We start from the raw sequence: 26,084 nt of genomic DNA on the forward strand, positions 1-26,084 counted from the left end.
ACAAATTGGGCAGTTAAAGAGTTCTGCTGTCTGATACAAGAGGATAAATTGAATTGATAGAACTCACCTTAATAAAGTCATCACTAAACTCAGAAGCATATTTGCCTTTAGCAATTTCCACATTTTCAGCCTTTGCAAAATCAATCAAATCTTGCAAAGTAATATGAAGCATCACTTTAGTACCTGTTTGACATCCAAAGTAATACCTATATATAAGATCATTCCAAGAATTATAATTCATACCTACCTCTATTGTAGAGTTTTCTAATAAATTGCAATACCGATTTAACTAATTTAAAATACATATAAACAAATCATTGCAACAATCTATTTACATGTCACTTCCCGAAAATTATTTCATATCACCTATCTTTTTTATCAGTTATTAAATCCTTTAAATCCACTTGCAATATCTCCGCAATCTGTTGCAAGGTCTCCAAATTAGGCTGAATCCGATTACAGGCATAGGCATTTACCATACTGAAACTCTTATCTAGCTGTTTAGCTAACCACGTTTGAGAAATACCTTTTTCAGATAAAACAGTCTTTATTCTATTCAGTTTCATTCTTTAATATGATTTTATAGTACAAATATAGTGAATTATATTCAATAATGGTGTATATTTGCATTAAGAAAAGGTAGAACTCAAATAAGTTATACTTCATAATAATCAAAAAACTGTTGGATTAATAACTATACCTATTGAATTACATGTAAAAGACAAATATGGAAATTCTCAATCTACTAGACTTCACCAACCGCATCGAGTTGAGAGAATGGCTGAAGGTCAATCATAACCAGGCGAAATCGTGTTGGGTTGTGACCTCACGCTCTAAACAGCCCACATACGAATGTATTCCATACATTGAGGTTGTTGAAGAAGCATTGTGTTTCGGGTGGATTGATTCAACTCTAAAGAAATTGCCAGACGGACGCCTTGCCCAGCGGCTTTCACCTCGTCGCAAGGGAAGTCATTGGACTGAGTTAAACAAAGAACGTTGTATCAATCTTGAAGACCGAGGGCTTATGACAGATGCCGGACGCCAAGCCTTTGAGAAAGCCTATTCCTACGAAATAGTCCCTAATGGTTCTCTTATGGAAGAAAGAATCATGAAGCATAATAAGGAATTAAGACCGGGATTATACAAGTAACTCTTGTTATTATAAGATATATCAAGACGATGAACGAGAACAACATATCCTCTATTCAATCAGACTTTGAACGGATTAAAAAGCAAGACGCAAAAGGTTCGGAGTCTTGGACTTCTCGTGAGTTGTGCACCGCATTAGGCTATAGCACATACCAAAAATTCAATCGTACTCTAAACAAAGCTATCGCCATTGCCAATAAGAAAGGTTGTAACACTACCGAGCATTTTAATCCTACGTTTGAGATGGTCAAACTAAATTCCGGTTCTTTTCGTAAGGTGGAGAATATACATCTATCACGAATCGCTTGTTTGATGATTGCTGAAAATGCCGATAGCAAGAAGCCACAAGTGCAGATGGCAAGAGAATATTTCAAACAAGAAATATCAACTCCTGAATTAATCGACAATAGCTTATCATCCAATATATTGCTATATAAGACAAAACAAGGAGAAAGTCGTATAGAGGTCATCTTCAATAATGAAGCATTTTGGATGTCGCAAAAGCGAATGGCCGATTTGTTTGGTATTGAAACGAATACGATCAACAACCATCTGAAAGAGATATTCAAGAGCGGAGAATTGGAGGAAAGTTCAGTTATTCGAAAAATTCGAACAACTGAACTTGATGGCAAGAACGATGATACATTGTTCTACAATTTGGATGCGGTTATTGCCGTTGGGTTTCGTGTGGGCAGTTATCAAGCGAACCAATTCCGGATGTGGGCCACATCGGTTCTAAAAGAAATGATCATAAAAGGATTTGTATTGGATGATGAACGCTTGAAACAGGGCAAACATTTTGGCAAAGATTATTTTGACGACCTATTAGAACGTATCCGAGAGATACGAGCTTCAGAACGTCGGTATTATCAGAAAATCACCGATGTTTATGCCGAATGTAGTGCCGATTATGACCCTAAGGCTGAGACCACCCTACAATTCTTCAAGAGGGTGCAAGATATGATGTATTGGGCTACTTCCCACCAAACGGCAACCGAAATCATCTATTCAAGAGCAGATGCCCAAAAGCCCCACATGGGACTTACCACGTGGAAAAACGCTCCTGACGGCAGAGTCCAAAAGTCGGATACAATTATCGCCCTGAATTACTTATCAGACAAAGAAGTCTCTGCTTTCAATCGTCTATCAACCGCTTTACTTGATTTGGCTGAACTTCGTGCCGAACGGCAAATCATCTCCACAATGGCAGATTGGAAAAAACAATTGGATGATTTTCTGACTCTATATGAGTATGATAAATATAATGAGGCTGACACCATTTCCGCCGAACAAGCGAAAGAAAAGGCATACGCTGAATATGATAAATTCCGCTTGATTCAAGATAAGGAGTTCCTTTCAGATTTTGATAAAGAAATCAAAGTATGGAAAGAGAAAGGATTTTTTGGTAATTAGCAGAAATGTAAATACACAATCAACTGAAAATCAATTTATGTCAAAAGCAAAGCTAAAAAGACACTTGTTGTCACTTACAAAAGAACAGATAACCGACATTGTTCTTGAACTATATGATGCACGTAAAGAGGTAAAAGATTATCTGGAGTTTTATCTTGCCCCAGATTGCAATGCTGAATTGGAAAAGAGCAAGAAAGCTATCCGAAACGAGTTCTTCCCAACTCGTGGATTTTCCGAAAAACCGTCATTTGCCAAATGTAGAAAAGTCATTTCCGATTTTCAAAAGCTAAAACCAGAGCCGACCTTTGTTGCCGATTTAATGTTGTTCTATATCGAACAAGGATGCGAATACACACTTGAATTTGGCGATATGTGGGAACAGTTCTATACAACACTGGAGGGAAATTTCGACAAGGCTATGCGCTTTATCTTTCTCAACGGATTGTTAGCCAATTATTACGAACGGATTGAAAAGCTTATTGATAGCGTATCGGATTGTGGCTGGGGATTTTATGATACATTGCAAGATATTTATTCTGAATATCGGTAGTGGTTCTTAATCCTACACGAAAAGCAAGGAACTAAGCCTATACACATAATGCACAGATTTAGTTCCTATCCCTTTAAATCACTCCATTGATTCCCGAATAATCCGCCAAGTTTCTTTCTTATACTCCTTGCGGTCATATTCAAATCCTCGGCACATCCAACAGCTACACGGAGTACCTGTAGTTTTGTAAACTTGTGCCCATTTGTCTTTAGCCAACTCAAACCAATGAGGATGTTCATAATAGCTTCCATCCTTACGAATGATACAATGCCCATAAGCGGCATAAAGAATCATTCGAGCCTTAAATACACGAGCCATTTGTTGGCGTCTCCAAAATTTGTTTCTTTTGTCCATCGTCTCTTTCTATTAAAGTTAGGATGAACAATGATGTTATTTGGGTGAGACTTAATATATCCATAGCATTGTGTATTTTATCGTTTTACAGCCTTTGTGGAAAGCCTCGCAAGACGCTCCTTCAACAATTCGCCATACTTTTTCTTTAATTCATCATTCAAAAAAGAGTTTTGAATAACAGCCTCAAACTTGGGCAATAGTTTGACATACTTATTTATCAATCGCTCTACAATCACATTCTCTATACCCAACGTAGCTGCTGACCTGATAAAATCCTCTCTTTGAAGTTTTTTCTTCCGACCATTCAAGGTCAATGCCAACTCTTCGTCATCCTTGGGATTGATGATAGCCGCATTTAGCAAATCATAAGCAGGGGTTAAACGTATCTTATCCGCCACCTCATACAAAGAGAAGTTTTTCAAGTGCATATCGTTATTCCCTGTCAACCAAGAGAAAAGCACCAACTCAAAGAAATTGGTAACATCCATTTTAGGTAAAGACGAGTATTTCAAAACAGCCTTGCCGATACGTTCATAACTACTTTTGTATTTGTGCTCTGTTTGCCTTTCGGTCAGTTGACACATATCTTCCATCGCTATCTTCTCTCCGGCAGAAGTCCTGTCAATTCGACGGGTAAGATAGCATAGCGTATCATCTGCCATCCGCATCAGTGTATGAGGAACAACCTCAATACGTGCCACCTCTGCAAGGTGCATGGTTAAATCCTCGACCTCAGGCATCATTTCATATTGCGAGGTCTGTGGCTTACAAATATAACCGCCCCATAGACCGACAATAGTCAATCGTTTGCTGCCCTCATGCTCATTCAAATGCAAGGATAGTTTAGGCTGAACACCGGTCAAAGAGGTTTGGTCTTGAATGATTTGCAGAGCAAGCTGATCAAGTTGTTCTGTCGTATAATCAAGAACAGGCAATGTTGCTGTTCCGAAGAACTTCTTTATGCAAACCGTGTGCATGTCCTTTTCCCCTTTTAAGAGCGGACGATAACAATATAAGCAATTACACATGGCTTCCCTCCTTTTCTACCGAAGGAATGACGCTTACTGCTCCAATACAATCTTTGCAGCATGTCAGTAAGAGCGACATCCGGTCAAGAATACTGATGTCTGTATTCCGCAATGCAACATCCAACAGCCATCCTTCAGGAATCAAACCATCAAAAAAAGGGAATAGCACAGGACTTGTATATGCTTCCTCCTGTAAAGGCAATGTCATACTAACCGCCTTTGCCGTTTCTAGAGAGAGGTATTCCGGCAAATAGCGGAATTCATATCCGGCATCGTTTTCTATCAGAACACCAGCCAATTGATCCTTGTAAAATATACGGGCTTGTCTCATTGATTACTGTTTTTTTGAGTGGCAACCATTTCATAATTGAAAAAGTCTAGGAGCTGATTCACTTTATCGAGGCGTAGCGTTTCCTTTCCTTGTTCAAGGTCTCGCACAAAGCGCAATCCTACTCCCGATTTCAACGAAAGTTCTTCTTGCGTCAGATTATATTGCTTTCGCAACATTTTGACCGTAGTAGAAAGATTATTCATAGCATCATACTTTATACCTTTTCGGGTACAAAGTTAGCACAAATATTCGATATTATATCAGTATAGGTATAATTTATTGTTTTGCCACTGAAATTATATCAGTATGGGTATAATACAAGGAGGATTGAGGCGTTAATATTAAGGCTAAAAACAAGTACAACGCATATGGTTTTACACTTTTCCAAGCGAATAAATCTGATTCGTTACACTTTTTCCAACGAATATCGCCCATTACTCTACACTTTTTCAAGCGAATCGATGTGTATCCTACAAGAGTTTTCTGGTTCTATGCCCAATTCCCTACTATAAATCCCCCTTTGGCAAATAAAAACTACACCGCAAACCACAGAAATCCCAAGAAAACCACTACCTTTGTATTCAGCAAGCGTTCTGTAACATACCAGCGGAAATGCCCTATCATTCAGTACCTTGTATCTGATAGCGGACATTCCACAAAAGGGCTGAAAAGAAGCGGTACAACACGTATATGCAAAACGATGAAATACAACGGTTTGCATTTGTCCCTACATTCTGTGTATTTGTCAAAACAGAGGTTGTACCGATTAAAATGAATTGTCACTGATAATCAGTGATGTAAATATGCTGCATCGGTAAATAAGCTACATAATACACTAACAATCGACCACTTACACCTTTTAAAATCAAAACCATCCAGGAGTATAAATAGGTATAAATCGACTAATTAACGCCAAACAACAATAATATACAATCTTATTTTGTTACTTAGAAATATTTGAGCAACAAAACAAATGTAATCGCATTGTAAAAAAGTAAACTAATTATCATATTTTGTTATATTTGTACATAAATAATTCTGAAAACCATGAACAATCTGTTATACTATCCATACATAAATCTGCCTAACACTGATTGGGCTATACGAGCTCTGCTTTACTATGACAATATTAGTTCTATAGTACCGACTCAATATTTCTATGAACCAGAACAATATGAGCCTTTTATGCGGGAGGTAATTCAAAATGAACTAATCCACCCAATTAATCCTATGGATGTTCTTGAACATCCTTGGGAAGTTTCAAAAATGTTTATGGAATATTTAACTCAGAACCGAGATATCATACAAAGACGAAGATTTTCACATAACAAATTCGGGACTAGCCATATTCATCCTGAGAAATTTTCATTGAAAAAAAATGGTAATAAATTACACGTAGATAAGTTTGATTTTGAGATTTTTCATGAGCTCACTCAAATGGGATTGGCAGAAAGGATAGATAACAATTGGTATAATGTAGAAAAGAAAACTGCCAATGAACTTATGACTTTTTTGACCTCAGTAATTGCCAATAAAATTGATTTCCAGCCAACTACAGACAAAATTGACTATAGCTTCGCTACAACATACATACGAAACCAAGATATTGAATTACGAACAAGACAATATAAGAGAGATTTGATACTCAAGAATCTGATACCATATCCTAAACAAATAGATTTGATCAATCTTAGAAAATTTAAAGATAAGTACCGTGATTTATTAAAAGCATTCAGTAACAAAGTAGAACTATTAGTTCTAAATCCAACAATTACTCCGGAATCACCATTATTCAAAATAACTCTTGAGGATATGAAAATGGCTAAAGAAGAACTATCCGCAAGGATGAATGAAAGCCATATAGGTGATATCATTTTTGGAACAATATGTGGAACTATTTCCGCAGGAATAGGATTACTAGCCAGTCCTGTTTTAGGTATCCCCGGCTTCCTAAATGCTATCCATTCAGCATGTAAAATTGAAAAACCTGAAAATATAATAGATCAAACGGGGTTAAAATATCTGGCTTTAGTTGATAAAAGATTGAGAAGGCAATGAATATCTTCAGAAACAAAATATCATCTATGCAATTTAGAGAAGTTTTGTTGCTTGTTTGTTGCTTAAAAGAGTGTATTTTATGTAATAACTATCTATCATACAACAATATGACTATTTAATTTTCAAATTTTGCATCAGCAAGTAAAGCTAATCATATATACCCAGTTATCCCCAAAGCGAAAACGATGAGAGATTTTCCTTTATAGCTAGCTTAGGATGTCCAGTTTTCCTATCTCCCATTTCAAAACAAAGGCTGTCCATTATCTAATATGTGACAGCCTTTCTATGAAAGTTTTTTTCAAGTAAATATCATACTTTTTTCATAAACTCCTTCGGTGTTTTTCCAAAATACTCCTTATACTGAAGTTTTTCAGATTTCGCATACCCACCATTTCAGCAACCACGGTCACAGAAAATTTTCCGCTTTCCAAAAGTTCCCGTGCCTTCTCCATCCTGATTCTCGAAATCAAATATTTGGGTGCTTCTCCCATCAACAACTTCCACTTATTATAAAAGGTTATCCGGCTCATGCACATCCTGGAGGCAATATCATCTACTGTCAAATCCTCTTTATCCATATTCTCCATAATGTAAAGCTTCACTTCATTCAAAAATCACCAAATCCAGATACTCTTCACATATTACCTCCAATGCTTCCTGACCGTCATCAAAGCTCCTCACTACAAAACATTCCGATAAACGTTTCTCAAGATAATCCCTGAATCCCTTGTCATTATCCGCAAGTATCACTAAAGGTCTAATCCATATTTTTTTCTTCGAGAAACCATGGAAAACCATTTCCGACTCATTCACCTGAAAAGTGTCCGGAATATTTAAGAATGTATACACCCCCGAAACCGCACACGAACATCTTATGGGAAATCGAAACAGAGCCTCCTTTTCCAAAGTCAGTATTTTCCCGTCACACATATTCATCAACTTGTCAAAAAACACACCGCCCATGCCATACTACTTGCCATGCAGAGGTCGCAGAATAGGAAGCCGCGACGAGTACCATCTGCAACATTTCAAAAATCGCTTGTTGCCTGTGTCCTTAATCTTGATTGCCCAGTAATCCCCCTTCAACAAAACCTGCATCGAGAGGTGCGTTTCCGGCAGAGAACACTCGATGGCACTCAATACAAACCGGTCAACCGGAGATATCTTTCCCGGATCAAACCAAGCGCTTGCATAGTCAAAATCCGGAACCAAATCCAGCTTCATCTGCAACCCGGCCACATGAGACTGTAAAAAAGACACTTTCTTCCTCATAAATGCGCCGATTTCATGTTCTGCAACTACCAGGCTACTAGAATTGCCAAATAGTCGTTTCAACTCCATTAACGCTATCAAGTGCTGCTCCAACCCGCCTATATGATGAAGTGCAACAGCCAGTTCCTTCTTTATTTCTTCCGGACAGTCTCCTTCGTAACTGCCTCTAACGGTGTCTTAATCAAAGAAATGGGATTACGTATGTTTTGAAAGGTATCAATGAAATACTGATTTCCCTCTTTCAGTAAATCTCTTTCTTCACTGATACAGAGCAAATGGAACAAAAGCCAACATAATATACAGATTCCACTAGCCACTATTGGCAGAACAGACCAGGGAACCTTATGATATACGCCGATGGACAGCAGGAAAATGAATAATGACACTACTATTATTATTATCGATAAATGTTTCATACTATTATAAATTTAAGTAATAATGATTCCTACTAATATATACCCGAGTTTTCAGTCAATAGCAGGATAATCCCAAGTATGTCATCAGGAGGCGGTCTAATGGGGGAACGGCAGGCTCCTTGAATCATCAAATTCACCTTACCAACCCTCGTTTGCTAGCAGAGCCTACATTCCGTCCACCTGCATTTCATACCCAGCAACTCTCTAAACCATTCATTTTCCATACCCAACGTATTTTTAAGTACCAATACAATATTCTGCTTATCCAAGATAACCCCAATCAATTATTTTCAAACAAAATAATAGTATAACAAACGGAAAGATTAAAAAGATGATACCACTTCACACATATTCTTATCATACTCACATATCTTGCCCATGAAACAGAAAGACATTATCTTTGCAGCATGAAACGAGACTTGAAAGAAAACGGAGGATTACCGGCACATATACTCTGGACACTTGCCATCGTAGCTGGCGTGTCCGTAGCCAACTTATATTACAACCAACCCCTGCTTAATATCATGCGGCATGAATTGAGAGTTTCTGAATTCAAAACGAACCTCATTGCCATGGTTACACAAATCGGATATGCGCTGGGATTATTGTTCATCGTTCCATTAGGAGACCTCTATAGACGCAAGAATATCATCCTGACGAATTTCTTCCTACTCATATTTTCCCTTCTAGCCATTGCCCTGGCACCGAACATCTACATCATCTGGGCAGCATCACTCATCACCGGCATCTGCTCCATGATACCCCAAATATTTGTACCGATTGCCTCGCAATTCTCACGCCCCGAAAACAAGGGACGGAATGTAGGTGTCGTCATCTCAGGATTACTGACTGGAATACTTGCATCACGTGTTGTCAGCGGATTTGTGGGTGAAGTGCTTGGCTGGCGTGAAATGTACTTCATCGCCGCCGGAATGATGTTACTATGCGCCATCATTGTATTAAAGGTACTACCAGACATACAACCGACTTTCCAAGGCAAATATTCCGGGCTGATGAAGTCTCTTTTCTCATTAGTAAGAGAATACCCCTCTCTACGAATCTACTCGATACGTGCGGGACTGGCCTTTGGCTCATTCCTTGCCATGTGGTCCTGCCTTGCATTCAAAATGGGAGAAGCCCCGTTCCATGCATCCAGCGACGTCATCGGCATACTAGGGCTCTGCGGTATTGCCGGAGCCTTAACCGCATCTTTTGTAGGAAAATATGTAAAAAAGGTAGGCATACGCAATTTCAACTTTATCGGTTGCGGAATGATTCTGCTTGCATGGGGCTCGCTCTTTTTCTGCGGAAACAACTATGCAGGTATCATTACCGGTGTCATTCTTATAGACATAGGCATGCAATGTATCCAACTCAGCAACCAGACCAGTATTTTCGACATCTGCCCATCTGCCTCCAATCGGGTAAATACGATTTTCATGACCACTTACTTTATCGGCGGCTCTTTGGGTACCTTCCTTGCAGGAAGTAGTTGGCAGACTTGGGGATGGAGTGGCGTGGTCGGCACCGGCATTATTTTGACAATAATATCGTTGTCCATCACCCTTTACAGCAAGAAATAACAAGGATACTATCATTTTTCCAAGCAAACGCAAAGATTTGATAATTTTTATTTGTCATACAGAGGATAAGAAAGATATTAAACAGAATTGTTATACCTTTGCCGCATCAAACTATAAACGGCAGATTGATAATAGATTTGTCAACCAAGCATAGTCAAAAACAACCCAATGAATTCAGCAAAGAAAATACCCTCTCCACTCGTTTCTCTATTTCCCATCGCTTTTCTCGTAGGAATGCTGTTTGCCACCATCCATACTTTCGGAAGTGACGCCTTGAGTGGAGGAAGCCAGATTTCCCTGCTTGCCACCACTGGCATGTGTGTCTTTATCGGCATGGCTTTCTACCGCATCCCTTGGAAAGATTATGAACTTGCCATCACCAACAACATTTCAGGTGTTGCCACAGCTATCATTATTCTATTGATTATCGGTGCTTTGAGCGGCACATGGATGATAAGTGGGGTGGTACCTACCCTTATATATTATGGTATGCAAATTATCCATCCGAATTTCTTCCTTGCTTCTACCTGCATTATTTGTGCATTGGTATCAGTAATGACGGGAAGTTCATGGACCACTATCGCCACCATCGGTATCGCCCTTTTGGGCATAGGTAAGGCACAAGGTTTTGAAGAGGGATGGATAGCCGGTGCCATCATTTCAGGAGCTTATTTCGGAGACAAAATTTCACCGTTATCGGATACCACAGTCCTTGCCTCATCCGTAACGGACACACCGCTATTCAGCCATATCCGCTATATGATGATTACCACCGTCCCTTCTCTCCTTATCACCCTTGTCATCTTTACAGTAATGGGGCTCACACACGAAACAAACAATACACAACAGATCGCGGAATTTACGGCAGCACTGGACGCCAAATTCCACATTACTTTCTGGTTACTGACTGTTCCCGTGATTATGGGAATACTGATTGCCCGGAGAGTGCCTTCCATCATCACACTCTTTCTCTCCACTCTGCTGGCAGGGATATTCGCCTTCATCTTCCAACCGGGACTACTGAATGAGATAGCGGAAGGTGGAAATATGTTCAAAGGGATAATGATGACATTCTATGGCAGTACCAGTCTACAAACTGACAGTGACATGTTGACAGAATTGATTGCCACACGAGGTATGGCAGGAATGATGAATACCATCTGGCTCATCATCTGCGCCATGTGTTTCGGCGGAGCCATGACGGCAAGCGGCATGCTGGGAAGCATCACTTCCCTATTCGTCCGCTTCATGAAGAATACAGCCAGCATGGTAGCATCCACCGTATGTTCCGGATTGTTCCTGAACCTTGCCACGGCAGACCAGTACATCAGCATTATCCTCACCGGAAACATGTTCAGCAACGTTTACGCAAAGAAAGGCTACGAAAGCCGGCTACTTAGCCGTACCACGGAAGATGCCGTTACCGTTACCTCCCCGCTTATCCCATGGAACACCTGCGGCATGACGCAAGCTACCATTTTGAGTGTACCCACACTGACCTACCTTCCCTATTGCTTCTTCAACCTTATCAGTCCGGTAATGAGTATCTTTATTGCTGCTATCGGATATAAAATAATTAAAAAACCGGTGAACAATCCTGGATAGGCATTGTTCTTGCAATAAACTTATAACGAACAATTTATTTAAACCTAAACAAAAAAAATTCGATTATGAAAAAGTTTATTGCATTAGCAGCAGTAGTATTGGTAAGCATGGCAGCAACGACCATGTATGCACAAGAGAGTAGAGCTGAAAAGCGCGCAGACCGTAAAGCCCAGAGAGACGCAGAACGTGCACGCCTGAAAGCTGAAGAACAAGCACAGGATGCCATTTCATATGATGACGCAATGGCGGCCTTGAAAGCTCACCAGTTCGTAATGGAGGCAGACCAGGTGATGTTCCGCAACGGACAGACCGCATTTGTAAACTCCAACACCAACTTCGTATTGGTAAACCAAGGACGCGGCACCGTGCAGGTAGCCTTCAACACCGCATACCCGGGTCCTAATGGCATTGGCGGTGTAACAGTGGACGGAACTGTATCAGACATCCAGATGACTACCGACAAACGGGGCAACGTGAATTGCAACTTCAGCATCCAGGGTATCGGCATTTCCGCCCAGATATTCCTTACGCTGACCAATGGCGGGAACAACGCAACTGTAACCATCAGCCCGAACTTCAACTCCAACACCATGACTTTGAGCGGGAACCTGGTTCCGCTGGAACAATCCAACATATTCAAGGGACGTTCCTGGTAAAACCCTTATATAAATATATATATTCCCACTCCGCCACAAATCACACTAAAAAGTGTACATTTGTAGCGGAGTTTTTTATATACCAAATGTCATGAGAGAATTTATCATTGCAGACAATCAAGATATCACCAAAGCAGGCATGATGTTCCTATTGGGCAGACAGAAAGACACCTCCCTGCTGCTGGAAGCCGACAACAAGGCAGAACTGATACAGCAACTACGCCTGCATCCCACCGCCGTTGTCATTCTGGACTATACCCTTTTTGATTTTTCGGGAGCCGAAGAGCTAATGGTACTTCACGAACGCTTCAAGGAAGCCGATTGGTTACTCTTTTCCGACGAATTGAGCCTACCGTTCCTGCGCCAGGTATTGTTCAGCAGCATGGCATTCGGCGTAGTGCTGAAGGATAATTCCAAAGAAGAGATACTGACCGCACTACAATGCGCTTCACGCAAAGAACGATTCATCTGTAATCACGTCAGCAACCTGCTACTTGCGGGCAACGGTTCCTCCTCCCCCACCCATCCTGCCATCAAAGACGATTTACTGACTACTGCCGAACGGAGCATCCTGAAAGAGATAGCCCTGGGGAAAACAACCAAAGAAATAGCCGCCGAAAGAAACCTCAGCTTCCATACGGTAAACAGCCACAGAAAGAATATCTTCCGGAAACTGGGTGTAAACAATGCGCACGAGGCTACCAAATATGCCATGAAGGCAGGCATCGTGGACTTGGTGGAATATTATATATAAATCTCCCCACTCCCGATACACAACCGGGCAGCGGCATCATACACCACTCCGAACTGGCCCGGAGCAATGCCTTGCAGCTTCTCTTCCGATATTATGCAGTAGCCCTCCGCCTTCTTTTGCAGCCTGCCTTTGACGAACTCCGGCGTATGGCGTATCTTGAAAGTCACCTCCGCCTCTCTCTCTGCTTCCTTCCAGGGGTTATCCGTGATGAAATGGAAATCGTGCATATGGAATTCATTGCCGTATTGCAACGCCGTATGGTATCCTCGTGATACATAAATCACATTCCCTTCAATATCCTTGCGAACAACAAACCACGGTCCTCCACTCAATCCCAATCCTTTGCGCTGGCCAATGGTATGAAACCAATAGCCCCGATGCCTGCCCAACTTCCTGCCCGTTTCCAACTCCACAATATCCCCTTCCCTTTCGCCAAGAAAACGACGTACAAAATCATTATAATCAATCTTCCCCAAAAAGCATATACCCTGACTGTCACGACGTTTGGCACTGGGCAATCCGGCACGCAGGGCTATGTCACGAACCTCATGCTTCATCAGCCCGCCCAATGGAAACATCAGTTTGGAAACTTGCAGATAATCTATTTGTGCCAGAAAGTCGGTCTGGTCTTTCACGGAATCGGCGGCGGTACCGAGCCATGTCCTTCCATCCTTCAACACCGTAGTGGCATAGTGCCCAGTTGCCGTAAAATCAAACCCCTTTCCCACACGTTGCTCGAAGCATCCGAACTTTATCAGCTTGTTGCACATCACATCCGGATTGGGAGTCAAGCCACGTTTTATTTTATCAATGGCATAAGCCACCACCCGGTCCCAATACTCCCGGTGCAGGTCCACTACTTCCAATGACAATCCATAGCGACGGGCAATGGCAGAAGCCATCTCCATATCCTCTTCCGCAGAGCAGTCCATATAATCGGCATCATCCCTCCCTATCTTGATGTAAAAAAGAGAAGGACGATAACCTTGTTCACAAAGGAGATGCACGACAACGGAACTATCCACACCTCCCGACAGTAATACGGCAATATTCATTTAATGTTATCCTTTTAAATTCTGTCAAACGCCTGAGACAAGTCCTCCAGCAAATCATCGATATGTTCTGTCCCGATGGAGAGACGGACCGTACCTGGTTTGATGCCTTGTTCCTCCAATTCCCGTGCACTTAATTGGGAGTGGGTAGTGGTGGCAGGATGAATAACCAGAGATTTCACATCAGCCACATTGGCAAGTAACGAAAATATCTGCAAACTGTCAATAAACGTCTGCGCTTCCTTCACACCGCCCCGCACCTCAAACGTAAAGATAGAACCACCTCCGTTCGGGAAATATTTCCCGTAAAGTGCATGGTCAGGATGCTCGGGCAGAGACGGGTGATTCACGGCAGCCACTTTGGGATGCTTCTGCAGAAATTCAACCACTTTCAAAGCATTCTCCACATGACGTTCCACACGAAGTGACAACGTCTCAAGCCCTTGCAACAGAATAAAAGCATTGAAAGGACTGATTGCAGCACCGGTATCACGCAACAATACGGCACGGATACGGATGGCATAGGCAGCAGGACCGGCAGCGTCGACAAAACGTACTCCATGATAACTCGGGTCCGGTTCCGTCAGTTGAGGAAACTTCCCCGAAGCCACCCAGTCGAACTTGCCGCTATCTACAATAATCCCCCCCAAGGACGTACCATGCCCTCCGATAAACTTCGTTGCCGAATGGACTACAATGTCTGCCCCATGCTCTATAGGACGAATCAGGTAAGGAGTACCGAAGGTATTATCTATAATCAGAGGAATCCGATGACGGTGTGCTATTTCAGCAACGGCATCGATGTCAATGATGTTGCAATTCGGATTGCCCAGCGTTTCAATGAATACCGCCTTGGTATTCTCCTGAATCGCTTTCTCGAAATTGTCAGGATGGTCCGGGTCTACAAAAGTAGTGGTAACCCCATAGGCAGGCAATGTGTGGGCCAGCAGATTATACGTTCCGCCGTAGATGGTCTTAGCCGCCACGATATGGTCTCCTACACGGGTGATATTTTCAAAGGCATAAGTGATGGCTGCCGCACCCGAGGCTACGGCCAATCCGGCAACACCGCCTTCCAGAGCAGCCACACGTTTCTCAAACACATCCTGTGTGGAATTCGTCAACCGCCCGTAAATATTCCCCGGGTCCTGCAGGCCAAAGCGGGCTGCCGCATGGGCCGAATTATGGAATACATACGAAGTTGTCTGATAGATAGGTACGGCGCGGGCATCAGTGGCCGGGTCAGGTTGTTCTTGTCCAACGTGAAGTTGTAGAGTCTCAAAGTGCAATTTCTTTGTTTCCATTGTCGTTCGTATTTTAGGTAAATAAATCGTTTTTCATTCGGATGTTGCAAAGATAGAGCGATAAGCTGGGGCAGACAATGACACAGGTTAGGGAATTTTATACCACAATTGTGGTAGATAAGCAAGCTATTTTCTATCTTTAGATAAGATAAGCTGCATTTCGGCAAAACTTTTTCATGCAAGCATGAAAGTTCTGCACTCAATTTGCACTATCTTTGCCCCCATGAAAGCAAAAAATATACTGATACTCATATTGGGAACCCTGATTCTTCCCATTTATCTGACTTCCTGCGGAGTGGACCGCTGGAAAGAGTATGCCGGACAGACCCAGACAGACCGCTGGATTGACGACACCATGCGTGTGTGGTACTATTGGGTAGACGCTATCCCCCATACCAACGACCTGAACTATTTCCAAGCCCCTTTCACTTTCTTTGCCTCGCTCAAATCCGAAGAGGACAAATTCTCCACCATCGACAGTCTGGTCAGCGTCACCACTACCCGCAGCATCCCCTATACGGATTACAGCTACGGATTCCAGTTCACTACCAATCAGATAGAAGTAGAAGGAGAAGATAATGCCATTGTTGCACAGATTCTTTACGTTGCCGACGGAAGCCCGGCCTCAGAAATCGGGCTGAAACGGGGTGACTGGATTATGAAGATGGACGGGAACTTTATTACCGAACAGAATTATAAGAAACTGTATGGAAGTAGTGCCATGGAGCTGACAGTAGGTTATTACGACGTGGAGAAAAATGCCATTGTTGCTTACGACAAACCCAGGCAGATAGCATCGGCGCGTCCCGTCAACGACAACCCGGTGCACTATAAGAATGTATATACATCAGGCAGCAAGAAAATAGGTTATCTGGTCTACAACCACTTCAGTTCCGGCCCCACGGACAACAGCAATGAATATGACAACGACCTGCGCAGCGCATTCCAATATTTCGCATCACAGCAAGTCAACGAATTCATCCTTGACTTACGCTACAACAACGGCGGATTACTGAGTTGCGCAGAATTGCTGTGTACCATGCTTGCCCCTTCCTCCGCCTTGGGACAAGAGTTGGGGTACCTGGAATTCAACAACCGCTTCAATCCGCAGATAGTACCGTTCACCCTGAACTCCGGACTCATCGGAAACGGAGCAAACCTAAACCTGAATACTCTCTACGTACTTACCAGCAGCCAGACTGCTTCCGCCTCCGAAATGGTGATTAACTGCCTCGACCCGTATATGGATGTTGTCATCATCGGCGGTACTACCGTAGGCAAGAATGTAGGTTCCAGGAATTTCTCCAGCCCCGAACTGATGATAACGATGAATCCCATCGTCTGCAAGATATACAATTCGGAAGGGAAATCTGATTATGAATCCGGATTCCAACCGGCCTACTCGGGATATGTAGTGAATGAGATGAGCGACATGTCACGTTTCCTGCCCTTTGGAGATACCAACGAAGCCTTATTGAGCACTGCACTCGGCGCCATCGACGGAAGCATACAACCGCCCGCACAAGAAGATACCCGTTCTTTAAGAGTGACCACTCTCGCAAACTCCATTGAACGTCGGGCAAGCCATGCCGTACGTATCAAATAAAAAGACAAATAGGATGAAACTAAACAGAAGAGTTACAATCATCACCCGATTTTCGGGAATCATGCTCAGCCTGCTGTTGCTCGGCGGACTGGCAGCTTGCAGCGATGATAACAATGGCAGTGATACGCCAGAACCGGAGCCGTCAACCTACCCCACCACTCCTTTCTCCAAAATCGAACTCAAAGAAGTGATAGAGAGCGATGCGCAACCGGTTACTGCCACCCACACCTACCTTTACAACAGTGCAGGCAGGCTGACCGGCTACACCGGCAAACAGAGCTTTACGGCAGGAGACGAACTCTTCGAGATAGAGAATACCACTACCGTCGAATACAAGGACCATCAAGCCGTGATAACCGACGAAGCAGGTACAATATCAACCTACACGCTGAATGACAAAGGTTATGCCACCACTTGTACCAGTCAGGATATGGCAGGAAATACCCGTACTTACACCTTCTCCTACCTCATCAACACCGAAGACAAATACTATCTGGAAAACATCACAGAAAGGCTGGACAACGGAAAAGAATACTCATCCATTACAATAGACTACAACAACTTCCGGGCATTACGCATACAGCAAAAGGTAGATGCTTTTGAGCACAACAGTACGGCTACCACACCCTCAGGCGATGAAATTGCAAATATCTCCGAAATACCAAGCCTATTCATTACGGACATGTATCCGCTTTCCATGCATGCGGTTGCCATATACGGGAAGATATTGGGAGAACCTGCAAACTACCTGATTACCCAACTCATCCCGGACAGCAACGGAGAAAGTGAAGAGACCACCACCTATACTTATACGTTGGATAACCGGGGTATCGTCACTTCCTGCCATGCAGTCGTCAGGCATATAAGGAACGGCTACGAGCAGGACTACACACGCACCGTGAACTATACCATCGAATAACAAGTTACTTACTTCTTAAAGAACTTGTCGAAGAAAAGGACGTGATAGTCTATGGAGTTATTCCAATACGTTCCGGTATGTCCACCGGGACGGGTGATAAAGTCATGGTCTATCTTCCTTGCCAGCAGCCGGTTGTGCAGGTCCTTGTTCACTTCAAGAAAGAAATCGGCCTCACCGCAGTCGATGATTAGCGCCAAGTCTCCATTTACAATCTTATCCAACTGATTGACCACCGTATGTGCATCCCAAGATGCCTTGTTGGCAGCAAACTCTCCCAACTGCTTGCTCATTTCCCAATTCTGGGGGAACGGCCGTATATCCACTCCTCCACTCATACTGCCCGCCGCACCGAACACATCCTTATGGCGGATAGCACTCCACAAAGCACCGTGACCGCCCATACTCAATCCACTGATGGCACGCGCCTTTCTATCGGGAATGGTAGCATAGTTCCCGTCTGTATACTTCACCAATTCCGAGGTGACAAAAGTCTCATAACGGTAGGCAGGATTCTCCGGACTGTCCCAATACCAACTGTTCTTGCCGTCCGGACATACAAATATGATTCCTTTCTCATCCGCCATCTGCGGCAATTCCGGCTTCAGCTGCATCCAGCTCCGCGCATTGCCGCCATAACCGTGCAACAGATAAACCACCGGACAAGCCTGCTTGCCGATAGCCTTATCAGGCAATACATACACAACTTTTACATCCTTATTCATGGCTACACTTCTCACCAGCACCGTGTCTACACGTGCCGCCTGCAACATCACGGCAGACAGACACCACAAAAGCCCCAAGGCAGTAATTCTTTTTTTCATCTATTTATTGTTTATTTTTTCTAACGGATGGCAATATTAACAATAAATACTGAAAAATCATTATCTTTGCCTCACAAACTATTCAAAATCCACTATGGAATTTATTATCATTCTACTTTTACTTATCCTGAACGGTATTTTTGCCATGTATGAAATCGCCTTAGTCTCCTCAAGTAAAGCACGCCTTGAAACTCTTGTCGGAAAAGGGAACAAAAGAGCCAAAGGAGTATTGAAACAACTGGAAGAACCCGAAAAGTTCCTCTCCACCATCCAAATCGGTATTACTCTTATCGGTATCGTATCCGGTGCCTATGGCGGTGCCACCATCGCTGATGACGTAGAACCGCTGTTCGCCATCATTCCGGGAGCAGCCGCCTATGCCAAGACTCTTGCCATGATTACCGTAGTAGCCATCATCACCTATCTGTCACTCATCATAGGTGAACTGGTACCCAAATCCATCGCCTTGAATAACCCAGAACGATGGGCCACCATGCTCAGCCCTTTCATGATTGTGCTGACCAAGATCTCCTATCCGTTTGTATGCCTGCTGAGCGCTTCCACCAAACTGATGAACAAACTCATCGGACTGAACAGCGGCGAGGAACGCCAAATGACACAAGACGAACTGAAGATGATCCTCCACCAAAGCTCGGAACAAGGCGTCATCGACAAAGACGAGACAGAAATGTTGCGTGACGTGTTCCGCTTCTCGGACAAAAGAGCGAATGACCTGATGACCTATCGCCGCGACATCGTTGTGCTCCACCCCACAGACACACCGGAAGAGGTGCTGCGTATCATCCATGAAGAACACTTCAGCAAATATCTTCTGGTGGAACGGGGGAAAGATGAGATTATCGGCGTGGTTTCCGTAAAGGACATCATCTTGATGATGGGCGGCGAACACCCCTTCAACTTACGCAATATTGCCCGCCCTGCCCTATTTATTCCGGAAAGTTTGTATGCAAAGAAAGTTTTAGAGCTGTTTAAGAAGAACAAAAACAAGTTCGGAGTTGTTGTAGACGAGTATGGAAATACAGAAGGGATTATCACCCTGCACGATTTGACGGAAAGTATCTTCGGAGACATCCTCGAAGAGAATGAAACGGAAGAAGAGGAAATCGTTGTCCGTCAAGACGGTTCCATGCTGGTGGAGGCTTCCATGAATCTGGATGACTTTATGGAGGCAATGGACATTATGAACTATGATGACCTGAAAGAAGAAGACTTCACCACCTTGAGCGGTCTTGCCATGTTCTTGATAGGACGGGTGCCGAAAGCCGGAGACTTGTTCAGCTACAAAAACCTGGACTTCGAAGTAGTGGATATGGACCGCGGACGAGTGGACAAACTGCTTGTCATCAAGAAAGAAGAAGATGAATAACGAACGCTATTGCGTCTTTATAATTAATTTAAACCATTAAAGCAATGAAAAAAGTAATGATGATTGCAGCCTTTGCCGCTGCATTGGTATCCTGCCAATCAAAAGGAACCCAGAACAATGATGCTGTTGCCGTGGACGAAGGGGTAATGGCAGTTGCCGGCAATGACTCGTCTGCCGTAGCCGTATACGAGGGAATTCTTCCTGCTGCCGACGGTCCGGGCATCCAGTATGTATTGAGCGTGGACAGCGTAGGTCCTGATGGAGAAAGCGGTTATACGTTGGTAACAACTTATTTGGATGCCGAAGGCCCCGGAAAGAACAAAAGCTTTACTTCCAAAGGAAAGAAAGAAGTTATCCAGAAAGACGTCAATAACAAGAAGAAAACAGCCATTAAACTGACTCCAGACGACGGCGACACTCCGGTGTACTTCGTAGTAGTGAACGACACTACCTTGCGCCTTGTCAACGACAGCCTGCAAGAGGCGGTGAGTGACTTGAATTATGACATCATCCAGGTGAAATAGTCCATCCTTGCTTATAAGAAAGAACGGTATAGCCGGAATTACTGGATTCAGTGGTTCCGGCTACTGTTTTTTCAATGAAGAGGCATTTCAAACAAGAGAACAGAAGGCTATATCAAAAAGTTAGTATTATCTTTGTAGCTTCATCAAAGTATATATAAACATGAAACATTCTTCCGAAAAACCTTTAGCACCTGCCAACTACTCACGCTGTTTCAACAACCAATGCCCGAAAGCCGACAACTGCCTGCATCGCTTAGCTGCCCTTCGCGATACCCCCGAGTACCCGTCCATCCGCATCATCAATCCACTGTGCATTCCAGAGGAGAGCAGTCAATGCGCCTATTTCCAATCGACACAAAAGATACATGTTGCATGGGGAATCAGCCACTTGCTCGATGAAGTTCCCTACAAGAATCTCCAACCTCTGAAAAGCCAGTTGATAGCCCATTTCGGCCGCGGAAAATACTACCGCTTCTACCGGGAAGAATCTTACCTTTCCCCCGAAGACCAGAACTATATCCGCAGAACTTTCCACCAATACAACATTCCGGGAGAACCGGCTTTCGACTCTTACAGCGAGGAATACAAATGGTAGAAAGGTAATCTTCAGCCCCCTTTTCATGTCATTTTATCACTGAAAATATAGATAACACTTTAGTTCACAACGGTGAACACTTTGCTACAACAGTAAGAAACAAAGTGTTCACATACTATAAAACAGAATGTTCGCACTCAATAAAACGAACTGTTTTCTTTAACGGAACAAACTGTTTGCCATAATGGAACAAACTGTTCTCCATATTGAAACAAACAGTTCTCCTTAGGAAAACCACTTAAACGCGTTCGAGAGGATATTGCAGATACATAGAATGAGGTCGAAGAGGGTGCAGAAGGAAACAATGCATTGTGTGACGAAGAAACACTGGCTCTATCCTCTTCCAACTGAAGAAGTTAGGAAAAATAGAATAACATATCCAATACTTTCCCTACCTTTGTATCAGAAAACCCGATAAAATAAAAATGACATGAAGAAACAGAACGGACTGGCAGTAGTCATCGGGTACGAAGTGACACACGCCGTAGTTAAACAATAAAACCGGAAACATATATGGCCGATAATTATCTTGAAAATCAGTACGAGCAATACCAGGCACGCAAAGCAGCTTGGGAGAAAGCGAAAAAATCCGGCAAGGTACAAACGCTACATAAGCCGACACTTCCCCTCAAAAAAGGCGGAAAGAAAGTTTTCGTTACCGGAGGTGCCGGGGGTATTGGCAAAGCCATTGTAGAAGCCTTCTGCAAGCTTAATTACCAAGTAGCCTTTTGTGACAAGAATGAAATGAAAGGGCAGCAAACCGCCCAAGCCACCGGAGCACAATTCTATCCCGTCGACCTAAACAGCAAAGAAGCATTGGAACTGTGCTTGCAAAATATTTTCAAAGAATGGGGGGATATTGACATCATTATAAACAATGCCGGCATTAGTGAATTCTCTCCCATCACAGAAACGAGTGTGGAGACGTTCGATAAAATATTGTCTGTGAATTTACGTCCGGTGTTCATTACTTCACATGCGTTGGCAGTACACCGCAAAAGTCAAAACAGCACGAATACCTACGGAAGAATCATTAATCTCTGTTCTACCCGCTATCTGATGAGTGAACCGGGCAGTGAAGGATATGCAGCTTCCAAAGGAGGTATCTATTCATTGACGCATGCGTTGGCTTTATCGCTTGCAGAGTGGCACATCACGGTCAACTCCATCTCTCCGGGCTGGATTCAGACACACGATTATGAACAATTACGAGCAGAAGACCATTCGCAACACCCCTCCGGACGGGTTGGCAAACCGGAAGATATTGCCCGTATGTGCGTATTCCTATGCCAAGACGAAAACGACTTCATCAATGGCGAAAACATAACCATTGACGGAGGCATGACCAAAAAGATGATTTACTGGGAATAGCCCTTTTATAAAACAATCTGCCCAACATAATAATTATAGGATATGAACATGAAAAAGTCTTTTATAGGAATCCTGGCAGCAACCATCATCCTCAGCGGATGCGGCACAAGCCAGATGGCTGCAGGCGACCCTAACGCAGTGCTTGCAGGAGCTGCCATCGGAAGCAATGTAGGCGGTGCCATCGGCGGGCTGATAGGTGACAGTAACGGAGGCTGGCGAGGAGGATACCGGGGTTCTGCCATCGGCACCATCATAGGGACCATTGCGGGAGCTGCCATTGCCAATGCAGCCACAGCCCCCCAAAAGCAGGAGGAGTACAGCTACCGGATAGAAAGGACACAGCCCTATCCCCCGCAATCCGGAAGACAGCCGCAAGCATCGGCCATCGACCACTTGAGGATACGGAATATACGTTTCATTGACAACAGCCGCGACCACGTCATCAATTCGAGCGAAAACTGTAAAGTGATTTTTGAAATCATGAACGAAGGAAACAAAACAGCCTACAACGTAGTGCCGGTGGTGGCGGAAACCACGGGCATGAAGCGCATTTACATATCACCGTCGGTCATGATAGAGCAAATAACTCCGCACAACGGTGTGAAATACACCGCCAACATCAGTGCCGGAGAACGGATAAAGACGGGTAACGTCACCATACGCATAGCCATAGCCGACGAGTATGGGGACGAATATGACTGGCAGGAGTTTTCGTTGCCCACACAACGGTAGAACAATGTCTTAACAGTAGTTTTTAAAAAGAAATGGAACAACAGCAATCTTCTTTCAAAGAAAAAGAACGCATAGAATTACGGGAACCCCGACGCTTCAAAGTCACCATCTACAATGATGACTTCACCACCATGGAGTTTGTGGTAAAAGTACTCACCACCGTCTTTTACAAATCATCGGCAGAAGCGGAAACACTGATGCTGCAGGTGCACAAGAGCAACTCCGCGGTAGTGGGCATCTACTCATACGACATCGCCCACTCCAAAGTACAGAAAGCCACCCGCATGGCACGCAATGAAGGTTTCCCCCTCCGGCTCACCGTCACCCCGGAGGAAGAAGAATAAGAAAGAAACAATATGGATATAAAAAATACGATATTCGTAAACCAAGCATTCGCTTCCGCACAAAGAAAAGCCGAGTCTTACCGGCACGAGTTCATCATGCCCGAACATCTGCTGAGCGCCATTCTGGAACAGGAACCCTTTATCAACACCCTGCAAGATACCTTCTACAATTATGTGGAGCTCAGCATCTCACTGGAAAACTATCTGACGGAAGAAGTGGAAACTATCCCCGACAATGTGGAATACGAGTTGGGACTTTCCGTCCAGCTCAGTTCACTCCTGCAACATGCCTATATGGTGACAGAGTATTCCAGCGCCGAAGAGCTGGGTGTTCCCCATCTGATACAAGGCTTGCTGCAACTGGAAGATTCCTGGGCATGCCATTTTCTAAAGGAAGCAGTCGGCGGCGACCTGCCCGAATTCCTCAGTCTGCTCATTACCCACTACGAAGAAGCGGAGCTGGCAGAAGAAGCAGGCGGTGTACAATCCCCCGACGAACAAGAGAAAACAGAACCATGGCGTAACTACGTGACCTGCCTCAACGACCGCCTGGCAGACCACAACCCGCTTATCGGCAGGGAGATGGAGTTGGAGCGAACCATACAAGTGCTCTGCCGCAAAGAAAAGAACAACCCGTTGCATGTGGGCGAACCCGGCGTAGGCAAAACAGCCCTTGCCTATGGGCTTGCCGCCCGTATCGAAGCGGGCAACGTCCCCGAACGGCTTGCCGGTTGCCGCATCTACGAGCTGGACTTGGGCAATCTGCTGGCAGGCACGCAATATCGCGGCGATTTCGAGAAGCGGTTGAAAACCATCATGGAGGGCATAGGCCGTGAAGGACACGCCATCGTCTACATCGACGAGATACACAACCTGATAGGCGCCGGACGCACGGGTGAAGGCTCCATGGATGCCTCCAACATGCTGAAACCCTATCTGGAAACCGGGGCAATACGTTTCATCGGTTCCACCACCTACGACGAGTACAACCGCTACTTCGCACGCAGCAAGGGACTGGTACGCCGCTTCCAGCAGATAGACATACTGGAACCGAGCATTGAAGAAGCCATACATATCGTAGAAGGCCTGAAAGAGAAATACGAAACCTACCACGGCGTCACCTACGAGCCCGACGTCATCCCCTACGCCGTAAAGGCAAGCGCCCGCTACATCAGCGACCGTTTCCTGCCCGACAAAGCCATCGACCTGGTGGACGAAGCAGGAGCTTACCGGGAAATACATCCCGCAGACTCCGGAGAACAGACCGTGGACAAGGCACTGATAACCGACATACTGGCACGTACCTGCAAAGTCAATGCCCTCGCCATGAAAGAGGAGGACACCACCGCCTTGGAAAGCCTGCACGAACGCATCAGCTCCCGCATCTACGGGCAGGAAGAAGCCGTCCGTCAGGTGGTGGAAGCTGTGCAAATGTCCAAAGCCGGGCTGCTGGACGAAAACAAACCGATGGCAAGCCTGCTCTTTGTAGGCCCCACCGGAGTAGGAAAGACCGAGGTTGCCAAAGTGCTCGCCGCCGAGCTGGGCATCGCCCTGCAACGTTTCGACATGAGTGAATATACCGAAAAGCATACCGTAGCCAAACTGATTGGCTCGCCTGCCGGCTACGTGGGTTACGAGGACGGCGGCCTGCTGACCGACGCCATACGCAAGACCCCAAACTGCGTGCTACTGCTCGATGAGATAGAAAAGGCGCATCCCGACGTATTCAACATCCTGCTGCAAGTAATGGACTATGCCGTACTGACCGACAACAAAGGACGGAAAGCCGACTGCCGACACGTGGTCCTCATCATGACCTCCAATGCCGGAGCACAATATGCCCGCCAAGCGTCCATCGGCTTCAACAGTCAGGTCACCGCCGGAGAAGCCATGCTGAAACAAGTCAAGAAAACCTTTAAGCCCGAATTCATCAACCGCCTCTCTGCCACGGTGGTCTTCCATGACATGGACCGCCCGATGGCATCACTTATCCTTGACAAGAAACTCGGAGAACTGGGCAGCAAACTGTCCTCCCGTCAGGTGGAAATGGAATTGAGCCAGGAAGCACACGAATGGCTGCTCCAACGGGGCTTTATCCCCGAATACGGCGCCCGGGAGATGGACCGCGTGATAGCCTCGCACTTGAAGCCTCTATTGATGCGAGAAATTCTGTTCGGCACACTGAAGGCGAGAGGAAAAGTATCCGTACAAGTGGAAAACGGAGCATTGAAACTACAACCCACAACCGAATAACGAT

The 26,084-nt window shown here is 44.4% G+C and carries 28 protein-coding genes; 17 read left to right on the forward strand and 11 right to left on the reverse strand.

Annotation, left to right across the window (positions count from 1 at the left end; translation table 11 throughout):
- Positions 1-13: 13 nt before the first annotated feature.
- A complete protein-coding gene (locus tag HUX74_RS03020) occupies positions 14-241 on the reverse strand; it encodes a hypothetical protein (RefSeq protein WP_174646189.1) in 228 nt (75 codons plus the stop codon).
- Between the two features lie 121 nt (positions 242-362).
- On the reverse strand, positions 363-566 hold the full coding sequence (locus HUX74_RS03025; RefSeq protein WP_118363826.1) for a helix-turn-helix domain-containing protein: 204 nt from the start codon (positions 564-566) through the stop codon (positions 363-365).
- Positions 567-727: 161 nt separating this feature from the next.
- On the opposite strand from HUX74_RS03025, the gene HUX74_RS03030 reads away from it, so the two are divergent.
- Genes HUX74_RS03030 through HUX74_RS03040 form a run of 3 tightly spaced genes read left to right on the forward strand, consistent with a single transcriptional unit; the run spans position 728 to position 3,115 of the window.
- A complete protein-coding gene (locus HUX74_RS03030) occupies positions 728-1,153 on the forward strand; it encodes a YdeI family protein (RefSeq protein WP_174646190.1) in 426 nt (141 codons plus the stop codon).
- Positions 1,154-1,182: 29 nt separating this feature from the next.
- Positions 1,183-2,565 carry a RhuM family protein gene (gene rhuM / locus HUX74_RS03035; protein ID WP_174646191.1) on the forward strand — a complete coding sequence of 461 codons (1,383 nt, stop codon included), beginning with the start codon at positions 1,183-1,185 and terminating at the stop codon, positions 2,563-2,565.
- A 37-nt stretch (positions 2,566-2,602) separates the two neighbouring features.
- Positions 2,603-3,115 carry a DUF6155 family protein gene (locus HUX74_RS03040; RefSeq protein ID WP_174646192.1) on the forward strand — a complete coding sequence of 171 codons (513 nt, stop codon included), beginning with the start codon at positions 2,603-2,605 and terminating at the stop codon, positions 3,113-3,115.
- Between the two features lie 78 nt (positions 3,116-3,193).
- Here the strand turns inward: HUX74_RS03040 and HUX74_RS03045 are convergent, their stop codons facing one another.
- The 4 genes from HUX74_RS03045 to HUX74_RS03060 form a co-directional block, all read right to left on the reverse strand.
- Positions 3,194-3,469 (reverse strand): hypothetical protein, encoded by a 276-nt coding sequence (locus tag HUX74_RS03045; RefSeq protein ID WP_174646193.1) that lies wholly within the window; start codon positions 3,467-3,469, stop codon positions 3,194-3,196.
- Positions 3,470-3,546: 77 nt separating this feature from the next.
- Entirely contained in the window at positions 3,547-4,497 is a 951-nt protein-coding gene (locus tag HUX74_RS03050; protein ID WP_174646194.1) for a HipA domain-containing protein, read from the reverse strand.
- Positions 4,490-4,828 (reverse strand): HipA N-terminal domain-containing protein, encoded by a 339-nt coding sequence (locus HUX74_RS03055; RefSeq protein ID WP_118363838.1) that lies wholly within the window; start codon positions 4,826-4,828, stop codon positions 4,490-4,492. Before HUX74_RS03055 ends, HUX74_RS03050 begins: the two co-directional genes overlap by 8 nt.
- Positions 4,825-5,031 carry a helix-turn-helix transcriptional regulator gene (locus HUX74_RS03060; protein ID WP_018666066.1) on the reverse strand — a complete coding sequence of 69 codons (207 nt, stop codon included), beginning with the start codon at positions 5,029-5,031 and terminating at the stop codon, positions 4,825-4,827. The genes HUX74_RS03055 and HUX74_RS03060 overlap by 4 nt, the downstream gene beginning before the upstream one ends.
- 844 nt (positions 5,032-5,875) lie before the next feature.
- Between HUX74_RS03060 and HUX74_RS03065 the strand changes: the two genes are divergently transcribed.
- Positions 5,876-6,886 carry a kinase gene (locus HUX74_RS03065; protein ID WP_117966796.1) on the forward strand — a complete coding sequence of 337 codons (1,011 nt, stop codon included), beginning with the start codon at positions 5,876-5,878 and terminating at the stop codon, positions 6,884-6,886.
- 320 nt (positions 6,887-7,206) lie between these two features.
- Here the strand turns inward: HUX74_RS03065 and HUX74_RS20635 are convergent, their stop codons facing one another.
- Complete coding sequence (locus tag HUX74_RS20635) at positions 7,207-7,473, reverse strand: helix-turn-helix domain-containing protein (protein WP_226791137.1); 267 nt, start codon at positions 7,471-7,473, stop codon at positions 7,207-7,209.
- A 382-nt stretch (positions 7,474-7,855) separates the two neighbouring features.
- Complete coding sequence (locus tag HUX74_RS20640; RefSeq protein ID WP_226791135.1) at positions 7,856-8,158, reverse strand: hypothetical protein; 303 nt, start codon at positions 8,156-8,158, stop codon at positions 7,856-7,858.
- 823 nt (positions 8,159-8,981) lie between these two features.
- On the opposite strand from HUX74_RS20640, the gene HUX74_RS03075 reads away from it, so the two are divergent.
- The 4 genes from HUX74_RS03075 to HUX74_RS03090 all read left to right on the forward strand — a co-directional run bounded on the left by HUX74_RS03075 (position 8,982) and on the right by HUX74_RS03090 (position 13,172).
- Positions 8,982-10,157, forward strand: coding sequence for an MFS transporter (locus HUX74_RS03075; protein ID WP_174646195.1), 1,176 nt, complete (start codon positions 8,982-8,984; stop codon positions 10,155-10,157).
- Between the two features lie 168 nt (positions 10,158-10,325).
- A complete protein-coding gene (gene nhaC / locus HUX74_RS03080) occupies positions 10,326-11,762 on the forward strand; it encodes a Na+/H+ antiporter NhaC (RefSeq protein WP_174646196.1) in 1,437 nt (478 codons plus the stop codon).
- Between the two features lie 65 nt (positions 11,763-11,827).
- Positions 11,828-12,418, forward strand: coding sequence for a DUF4251 domain-containing protein (locus HUX74_RS03085; RefSeq protein ID WP_117966805.1), 591 nt, complete (start codon positions 11,828-11,830; stop codon positions 12,416-12,418).
- A gap of 91 nt (positions 12,419-12,509) precedes the next feature.
- On the forward strand, positions 12,510-13,172 hold the full coding sequence (locus HUX74_RS03090) for a response regulator transcription factor (RefSeq protein WP_117600701.1): 663 nt from the start codon (positions 12,510-12,512) through the stop codon (positions 13,170-13,172).
- On the opposite strand, the gene mnmA is transcribed toward HUX74_RS03090, so the two are convergent.
- Together mnmA and HUX74_RS03100 are read right to left on the reverse strand one after the other, a co-directional pair.
- Positions 13,163-14,227: a tRNA 2-thiouridine(34) synthase MnmA gene (gene mnmA, locus HUX74_RS03095; protein ID WP_117966808.1), complete on the reverse strand. Its 1,065-nt coding sequence runs from the start codon at positions 14,225-14,227 to the stop codon at positions 13,163-13,165. The genes HUX74_RS03090 and mnmA overlap by 10 nt on opposite strands.
- A 14-nt stretch (positions 14,228-14,241) precedes the next feature.
- Positions 14,242-15,528 carry an O-acetylhomoserine aminocarboxypropyltransferase/cysteine synthase family protein gene (locus HUX74_RS03100; protein WP_117966811.1) on the reverse strand — a complete coding sequence of 429 codons (1,287 nt, stop codon included), beginning with the start codon at positions 15,526-15,528 and terminating at the stop codon, positions 14,242-14,244.
- A 184-nt stretch (positions 15,529-15,712) separates the two neighbouring features.
- On the opposite strand from HUX74_RS03100, the gene HUX74_RS03105 reads away from it, so the two are divergent.
- Complete coding sequence (locus HUX74_RS03105) at positions 15,713-17,134, forward strand: S41 family peptidase (RefSeq protein WP_138344794.1); 1,422 nt, start codon at positions 15,713-15,715, stop codon at positions 17,132-17,134.
- A gap of 13 nt (positions 17,135-17,147) precedes the next feature.
- Positions 17,148-18,053 (forward strand): DUF4595 domain-containing protein, encoded by a 906-nt coding sequence (locus HUX74_RS03110; protein ID WP_174646197.1) that lies wholly within the window; start codon positions 17,148-17,150, stop codon positions 18,051-18,053.
- Between the two features lie 8 nt (positions 18,054-18,061).
- On the opposite strand, the gene HUX74_RS03115 is transcribed toward HUX74_RS03110, so the two are convergent.
- Entirely contained in the window at positions 18,062-18,874 is an 813-nt protein-coding gene (locus HUX74_RS03115; RefSeq protein ID WP_117600697.1) for an alpha/beta hydrolase family protein, read from the reverse strand.
- Between the two features lie 94 nt (positions 18,875-18,968).
- Between HUX74_RS03115 and HUX74_RS03120 the strand changes: the two genes are divergently transcribed.
- From HUX74_RS03120 to HUX74_RS03150, 7 genes are all read left to right on the forward strand, one after another.
- Positions 18,969-20,261, forward strand: coding sequence for a hemolysin family protein (locus HUX74_RS03120; RefSeq protein ID WP_117600696.1), 1,293 nt, complete (start codon positions 18,969-18,971; stop codon positions 20,259-20,261).
- 44 nt (positions 20,262-20,305) lie between these two features.
- The gene (locus HUX74_RS03125; protein ID WP_117600695.1) at positions 20,306-20,785 is read left to right on the forward strand and encodes a copper resistance protein NlpE N-terminal domain-containing protein; all 480 of its coding nucleotides are present in this window, start codon (positions 20,306-20,308) and stop codon (positions 20,783-20,785) included.
- Positions 20,786-20,945: 160 nt separating this feature from the next.
- Entirely contained in the window at positions 20,946-21,380 is a 435-nt protein-coding gene (locus HUX74_RS03130; protein WP_174646198.1) for a DUF6078 family protein, read from the forward strand.
- 513 nt (positions 21,381-21,893) lie between these two features.
- Positions 21,894-22,751, forward strand: a complete 858-nt coding sequence (locus HUX74_RS03135) for an SDR family NAD(P)-dependent oxidoreductase (protein ID WP_005835885.1) — start codon at positions 21,894-21,896, stop codon at positions 22,749-22,751.
- 42 nt (positions 22,752-22,793) lie between these two features.
- On the forward strand, positions 22,794-23,483 hold the full coding sequence (locus tag HUX74_RS03140; RefSeq protein WP_174646199.1) for a glycine zipper family protein: 690 nt from the start codon (positions 22,794-22,796) through the stop codon (positions 23,481-23,483).
- 32 nt (positions 23,484-23,515) lie between these two features.
- On the forward strand, positions 23,516-23,827 hold the full coding sequence (locus tag HUX74_RS03145) for an ATP-dependent Clp protease adaptor ClpS (protein WP_005826483.1): 312 nt from the start codon (positions 23,516-23,518) through the stop codon (positions 23,825-23,827).
- Between the two features lie 12 nt (positions 23,828-23,839).
- Positions 23,840-26,080 carry an AAA family ATPase gene (locus HUX74_RS03150; RefSeq protein ID WP_174646200.1) on the forward strand — a complete coding sequence of 747 codons (2,241 nt, stop codon included), beginning with the start codon at positions 23,840-23,842 and terminating at the stop codon, positions 26,078-26,080.
- The last annotated feature ends 4 nt before the right edge of the window (positions 26,081-26,084 follow it).

The organism is Bacteroides sp. Marseille-P8574, from assembly GCF_902825465.1.
Classification (GTDB): Bacteria; Bacteroidota; Bacteroidia; order Bacteroidales; family Bacteroidaceae; genus Bacteroides; species Bacteroides uniformis.

Excerpts from the sequence above, each read along its gene's own strand:
- HUX74_RS03020 (WP_174646189.1), bottom strand. The coding sequence starts at position 241 with ATGAATTATAATTCTTGGAATGATCTTATATATAGGTATTACTTTGGA.
- HUX74_RS03025 (WP_118363826.1), bottom strand. The coding sequence starts at position 566 with ATGAAACTGAATAGAATAAAGACTGTTTTATCTGAAAAAGGTATTTCT.
- HUX74_RS03030 (WP_174646190.1), top strand. The coding sequence starts at position 728 with ATGGAAATTCTCAATCTACTAGACTTCACCAACCGCATCGAGTTGAGA.
- rhuM (WP_174646191.1), top strand. The coding sequence starts at position 1,183 with ATGAACGAGAACAACATATCCTCTATTCAATCAGACTTTGAACGGATT.
- HUX74_RS03040 (WP_174646192.1), top strand. The coding sequence starts at position 2,603 with ATGTCAAAAGCAAAGCTAAAAAGACACTTGTTGTCACTTACAAAAGAA.
- HUX74_RS03045 (WP_174646193.1), bottom strand. The coding sequence starts at position 3,469 with ATGGACAAAAGAAACAAATTTTGGAGACGCCAACAAATGGCTCGTGTA.
- HUX74_RS03050 (WP_174646194.1), bottom strand. The coding sequence starts at position 4,497 with ATGTGTAATTGCTTATATTGTTATCGTCCGCTCTTAAAAGGGGAAAAG.
- HUX74_RS03055 (WP_118363838.1), bottom strand. The coding sequence starts at position 4,828 with ATGAGACAAGCCCGTATATTTTACAAGGATCAATTGGCTGGTGTTCTG.
- HUX74_RS03060 (WP_018666066.1), bottom strand. The coding sequence starts at position 5,031 with ATGAATAATCTTTCTACTACGGTCAAAATGTTGCGAAAGCAATATAAT.
- HUX74_RS03065 (WP_117966796.1), top strand. The coding sequence starts at position 5,876 with ATGAACAATCTGTTATACTATCCATACATAAATCTGCCTAACACTGAT.
- HUX74_RS20635 (WP_226791137.1), bottom strand. The coding sequence starts at position 7,473 with ATGGAGAATATGGATAAAGAGGATTTGACAGTAGATGATATTGCCTCC.
- HUX74_RS20640 (WP_226791135.1), bottom strand. The coding sequence starts at position 8,158 with ATGAGGAAGAAAGTGTCTTTTTTACAGTCTCATGTGGCCGGGTTGCAG.
- HUX74_RS03075 (WP_174646195.1), top strand. The coding sequence starts at position 8,982 with ATGAAACGAGACTTGAAAGAAAACGGAGGATTACCGGCACATATACTC.
- nhaC (WP_174646196.1), top strand. The coding sequence starts at position 10,326 with ATGAATTCAGCAAAGAAAATACCCTCTCCACTCGTTTCTCTATTTCCC.
- HUX74_RS03085 (WP_117966805.1), top strand. The coding sequence starts at position 11,828 with ATGAAAAAGTTTATTGCATTAGCAGCAGTAGTATTGGTAAGCATGGCA.
- HUX74_RS03090 (WP_117600701.1), top strand. The coding sequence starts at position 12,510 with ATGAGAGAATTTATCATTGCAGACAATCAAGATATCACCAAAGCAGGC.
- mnmA (WP_117966808.1), bottom strand. The coding sequence starts at position 14,227 with ATGAATATTGCCGTATTACTGTCGGGAGGTGTGGATAGTTCCGTTGTC.
- HUX74_RS03100 (WP_117966811.1), bottom strand. The coding sequence starts at position 15,528 with ATGGAAACAAAGAAATTGCACTTTGAGACTCTACAACTTCACGTTGGA.
- HUX74_RS03105 (WP_138344794.1), top strand. The coding sequence starts at position 15,713 with ATGAAAGTTCTGCACTCAATTTGCACTATCTTTGCCCCCATGAAAGCA.
- HUX74_RS03110 (WP_174646197.1), top strand. The coding sequence starts at position 17,148 with ATGAAACTAAACAGAAGAGTTACAATCATCACCCGATTTTCGGGAATC.
- HUX74_RS03115 (WP_117600697.1), bottom strand. The coding sequence starts at position 18,874 with ATGAAAAAAAGAATTACTGCCTTGGGGCTTTTGTGGTGTCTGTCTGCC.
- HUX74_RS03120 (WP_117600696.1), top strand. The coding sequence starts at position 18,969 with ATGGAATTTATTATCATTCTACTTTTACTTATCCTGAACGGTATTTTT.
- HUX74_RS03125 (WP_117600695.1), top strand. The coding sequence starts at position 20,306 with ATGAAAAAAGTAATGATGATTGCAGCCTTTGCCGCTGCATTGGTATCC.
- HUX74_RS03130 (WP_174646198.1), top strand. The coding sequence starts at position 20,946 with ATGAAACATTCTTCCGAAAAACCTTTAGCACCTGCCAACTACTCACGC.
- HUX74_RS03135 (WP_005835885.1), top strand. The coding sequence starts at position 21,894 with ATGGCCGATAATTATCTTGAAAATCAGTACGAGCAATACCAGGCACGC.
- HUX74_RS03140 (WP_174646199.1), top strand. The coding sequence starts at position 22,794 with ATGAACATGAAAAAGTCTTTTATAGGAATCCTGGCAGCAACCATCATC.
- HUX74_RS03145 (WP_005826483.1), top strand. The coding sequence starts at position 23,516 with ATGGAACAACAGCAATCTTCTTTCAAAGAAAAAGAACGCATAGAATTA.
- HUX74_RS03150 (WP_174646200.1), top strand. The coding sequence starts at position 23,840 with ATGGATATAAAAAATACGATATTCGTAAACCAAGCATTCGCTTCCGCA.